This is a genomic window from Parachlamydia sp. AcF125 (genome assembly GCF_018342475.1).
Classification (GTDB): domain Bacteria; phylum Chlamydiota; class Chlamydiia; order Chlamydiales; family Parachlamydiaceae; genus Parachlamydia.
Genome location: NZ_JAEMUD010000007.1, coordinates 1 through 5230 on the forward strand (window position 1 = coordinate 1; position 5230 = coordinate 5230).

Below are 5230 nucleotides of genomic sequence, written 5' to 3' on the forward strand. Positions count from 1 at the left end.
AGAGGAAGATGCGACCATGATTATGCAAGTTAATCCTTTCATTCAATACCAGGGAGCTGTGCTGCCCACTAGGTTGGCAGTAGGAGAGCTTAACAAACGCCTAAAGGGCTTGCTGCACTTGCGGTGTCCCTCTTGCATAAAAGATTTAATTGTTCAAGGGCATAAATATTTAAAAGAGCCAGAAGAGGAAGCTGTTCTGCATGGGGCCTTTTATCTAGCCACGGCTTATGAGTTGTATTGCGCGCTTAAAATAAGAGGATATAAATTTGATCAACAAGCACTCGATGAATACCTGGACAGCTTGGAGAAAAAGTTAGAAAATGATGAAACCCTACTGCATTATTTTGCCGCCCTAGAAAATCTCAGTATTTTTATTTATCTCTTTGCGGAAAGGCAAAATACATTATCCTACCTTAATGTGTTAGCAGGAAAGACAGCTAAAGAAACGCCTTTACATGTAGCTGCTATGGCTGGAAATATACCTATCGTACAGTTTCTGCTTGATCGGGGAGCAGATGTTAGAAAATTCGATAGCTGCCAAAATAGTGCTTTACATCATGCTTGTCAGTCTCAAAAAGATTGCGTCGATATCGTTAAACTTTTGTTGCAATACGACCCAGTCCTTATGAGAGCTAAAAATAGCGCAGGCCAGACCCCTTTACACTTATCTGCATTTATGGGAAATGCAAAGAGCTTGGAATACTTGCTAGTTCAAATTGCAGACCCCTGTGAAGTGGACCTGCAAGACATGGAGGGAAATACTTCCTTGCATTTAGCCGTGATTGGAGAGGGAATATCTTCTAATCAGCCAACAGCGGATTATGTCAAAATTATTGCAGCTTTAGTAAAAAAAGGAGCCAACCTAAATATCTTAAATCATAACCGAAAAACGGCCTTAGCGCTTATTTTTGAAAATGCAGCCATTATAAATGTTATAGTTGAAGAAAACCTAAGTCCTCAAATGCTGGTTAGTTTTCTTCAAAACTATTACCTTTCTCAAAATACCCTCTCTATTTTCAGAATTAAAATGCAGCAAGAGTGGGAACTTAAAGTTCCTTTAGAAGAAATTTATGTGCGTTTAGGGATCATTGAAAATAAAGAAAGAAAAACACGCGATCAAGCCTTAAATAAGCATTCTGAGTATTTACAAGATGCTCGTATTCCGGCTTACGAATCTATTTTCGAACCTAAGCAGAATATCGAAATCGAAAAGCTTTTCCAACATAAAAGCTTGAAAAAAAAAGCTCGTAAAAGAGTTTTTATCCAAGGTGCAGCTGGCATTGGTAAAAGCACTCTCTGTCATTATACTAGCTACTACTGGGCAAAAGGGAAGCTTTGGGCAGGCATGTTTGCCTGCCTTTTTCGGATTCCTTTAAGAAATTTAACTTTGAGGAAATACCCCGACGATAAAGAGTATGCTCCTGCTAGCATGATAGCAAAAGAATATGGCGACAAAATTGATCACAGAGTGATCGAGGCCTGTATAAACGACGCCGCTTTTTTACAAAACACCCTACTTGTTTTAGACGGGTATGATGAGCTCCCAGCAGAAGCTCAAGCAAACACAAGCCTAGCTGCCGCTTTTAAGCAGTTAAAGGAGCTATTTCCCCATATTTTAGTCACCTCAAGACCTGGAAGCTATTCTTTTGAGCGCTCTTGTGAGCTAGAGCTTTTAGGTTTTGATAAAAAAGGGGTCGGCTGTTATGTAAATAGGTTTTTCAAACAAGTTCAAGCCGAAGAGAAAAAGCAGAAGCTTAATCGTCTATTAGCTACTTCTCCTCAAATTTTAAGCCTGGCGCATATTCCCATTAACTTATCCCTGCTTTGTTGCCTATTTAACGAAGATCCACAGGTTTTTGATACCGAGCAATCCATTACAATGAGCGCTATCTATGCACGCGTAGTTAACTGGATGTACAAGTGGTTTCTTTTAAGAAGAATTGACCAAGGTATATCTAAACAAACTAAAGAACAAATTCTGACAGAAAAAAATCTGCGCCAAAATAAAGAAGTCGCTAAAATTGCTAAAGCTTTTGAAAAAATGGCTGACTTTGCAATGGAGAACGACACCCTTTATTTAAGCAAGCAAGAGATCGAAGATTTTAGGGGTAAAAAAATCTTACCCAATGAAATTACAGATTGTGGGCTTATGCGCATCCCTGAAGTAGAAACTGAAGCTGAAGAAAAAGGGTATTTCATCCACTTAACCTTCCAAGAGTTTTTAACCGCTTCAAAAGTTGCCAATCAATACCTCAAAGGAGAAAGGCAAACATGCCAAGAATTTTTGCAAAATTACAAGTTTGAACCTCGCTACGCTCTCGTTTTGCGCATGATTGCTGGCTGCCTTTCTTTCTCTACCTCAAGTAATCGGCGCTATGCGGATGCATTTCAGTCTTTTTTCGACGATCTTTTTGCTGCGCCGCAAGACTTAGCTGTCAGTAATGAGCTCACTTTGATTGCAGCGTGCTTTGAAGAGTGCCAAGACCCTAAGATGGTGAAGCAGTACGATGACTTTATTGAGCTTGTAAAAGACTATATTAAGCATCTCTGTTTACTAGGTTTAGACGTTGGACGCTTACTTAACAATAAGAATTTGCTTAATCATCCCAAAATAGTTCTTACTATCGAAGAATTATTATCTGATCCTAAAACAAAGAAAAATATGCTAAGCATCTTATTAAGTATGGTGAGGGCAAAGGTAAGCTTAGCTTCAGAAATATTGGGATTGATTGTTGAAGAACTTAAGAGTCCTAAAAAAGATTCTGATTCCCAACGGTATGCTATAGAGGTTTTAAGAGAAGTAGGAAGGCAAGGAGATGAGTTGCCAAAAGAAGCGCTAGCCGTTCTCATCCAAGTTCTCAAAGAAAGCGATCGTAGAGCTAATAAAGCTTATGCTGCCAGCGCCCTAAGAGAGATAGTAAAACGAGGAGACGAGCCTTTTAAAGCAGCCCTAAACGCTCTCATCCAAGCGTTTCAAGAAGGGGATAGGATGACTAAAATTTTTACTGCCAGGGCTCTTAGGGCAATAGCACAACGAGGAGATAAACTTTCTAAAGAAGTCCTACACGCTCTCATCCAAGCTCTCAAAGAAAGCGATCGCATGACTAGCGCTTATGCTGTTAATACCCTAGTAGAAATCGTAAAGCAAGGAGGAAAGCTTTCTAAAGAAGCCCTAAACGCTCTCATCCAAGCTTTCAAAGAAGGGAAAGAATGGACTAAGCGTGCCCTATGGGCAATAACAAAGCAAGGAGGCGAGCTTTCTAAAGAAGCTCTAGCAACTCTTACGCAAGCTCTCCAAGAAGGCGAAGAGTGGGATAAAAATTCTGCTGTTGAGATTATAGAGGCAATAACAAAACAAGGAAGTGAGCTATTTAAAGAAGAGTTAGTAGCTCTCGCCCAAACGCTTAAAGAACGCGATAGGGGACCCAAAATTTCTGCTGCCCGAACCCCAGCAGCAATAGCACGCCAAGGAAATGAGCTTCCAAAAGAAGTGCTGGCTGCTCTTACCCAAGCTCTTAGAAAAAACGATAGAGGGACTCAAGCTTCTGCTACCCGTGACCTAGAAGCAATAGCACAACGAGAAGATGGGCTTCCGAAAGAAGTGCTAGCTGCTCTTACCCAAGCTCTTGTAAAAAGCGATAGAGGGACTCAAGCTTCTGCTACCCGTGCCCTAGAAGCAATAGCACAACGAGGAGATGAGCTTCCGAAAGAAGTGCTAGCTGCTCTTACCCAAGCTCTTAGAAAAAACGATAGAGGGACTCAAGCTTCTGCTGCCCGTGCCCTAGAAGCAATAGCACAACGAGGAGATGAGCTTCCGAAAGAAGTGCTAGCTGCTCTCATCCAAGCTCTCCAAGAAGGCGAAGAGTGGACTAAATATTTGGCTGCCCGTGTCCTAGAAACAATAGCAAATCAAGGAAACCAGCTTCCGGAAGAAGGGCTAGTAGCACTCATCCAAGCTCTCAAAGAGGGTGATAGAGATGCTAAAGGTTCTGCTGCTCGTGCTCTAGGAGTAATGACAAAACAAGGAGATGAGCTTTCGAAAAAAGCGCTAGATGCTCTCATCCAAGCTCTCGAAGAAGGCGAAGAATGGGCTAAAACTTCTGCTGCTCATGCTCTAGGAGAAATAGCAAAACAAAGAGGTGAACTTCCGAAAGAAGCATTAGATGGTCTTATCCAATCCCTTAAAGAAGGCGAAGAATGGGCTAAAACTTCTGCTGCCCGTGCTCTAGGAGAAATAGCAAAACAAGGAGGTGAGCTTCCGAAAGAAGCGTTATCAGCTCTCATCCAAGTCCTCAAAGAAGGCGATGGAAGGATTAAAAGCTTTGCTGCTGCGGCTCTAAAAAAAGTTGATAAAAATGCTTTATTAAAAATGGGCGCAGAGGCATTTGCTTTAACCGCTGAGGCTTGTTTCTTTACTGAGAACACCTTTTCAGTTAAAGTTTTACAACCTCACATTACTGATAAAAAAACCGCTTATTTATCCAAGCATACACTAAAGCTTAGCTACGAGAAAATAAGAGAAAAGCTACCTACGGAGCTTAGTGAATGGCGAAAACGATTAGATATTCTTAGCATAACGGGAAGCTCTCAAAGTCCTGCAGATCGAACATGACGCCAAAAGGGGCTGTTACTACCACGGTTTTTAAAACATTAGGGGCTCTTTCGAAATAGCATATTCGCCTTATTTTAGTTGAGCGGGGTGCAATAAAACTTGAAATAGTAAAGGACTTAAACGATGAAAAATTTCGTCGCCTAACGGGTGTTAAGCGATTTATCTTCAATAAGATGGTAAACATTTTAGAGCAATCAATAAAAAGCAGAAATTTTAATGCAGAAGGAAAAAGAAGTTTAATTTGGAAAACGAATTGCTTATGGCCCAAGAAATACATGCAAGAGTATAGAAACTATTTTCATATAAGCCAAGGCTATGGCGTGAGCGAAGGCGGTGCTTACAAAACAATCAAATGGGTTGAAGACAGGTTGATTAAAGATCCGGACTTTACTTTACCAGGCCGTAAAGCACTCTTAAAAAGAAACATTGAATATGAGGTTGCCCTGATCAATGTTAAGGAAACGCCTATTGTAAGACCAAAAAACGTAAAAGCTTTTCTATTCAGGCAAAAAGAAAAAGCACAGAAAGCGCCGATTAAAATCGGCTTAGAGTTGCGGATGTAAGAGCCGCACGTTGAAGATTACAGCAAAATCACAACGGCCACGAGTCATGCGCGGA

Annotated in this window: 1 protein-coding gene and 1 pseudogene; both read left to right on the forward strand. The window is 40.9% G+C overall.

Features of this window, described 5'->3' with window-relative positions; all coding sequences use genetic code 11:
• Positions 1–16 precede the first annotated feature (16 nt).
• The gene (locus tag PARA125_RS09615) at positions 17–4612 is read left to right on the forward strand and encodes a HEAT repeat domain-containing protein (RefSeq protein ID WP_213158671.1); all 4596 of its coding nucleotides are present in this window, start codon (positions 17–19) and stop codon (positions 4610–4612) included.
• A gap of 92 nt (positions 4613–4704) precedes the next feature.
• Positions 4705–5134: pseudogene (locus PARA125_RS10240) on the forward strand (helix-turn-helix domain-containing protein); the annotation flags it as partial.
• Positions 5135–5230: the final 96 nt, after the last annotated feature.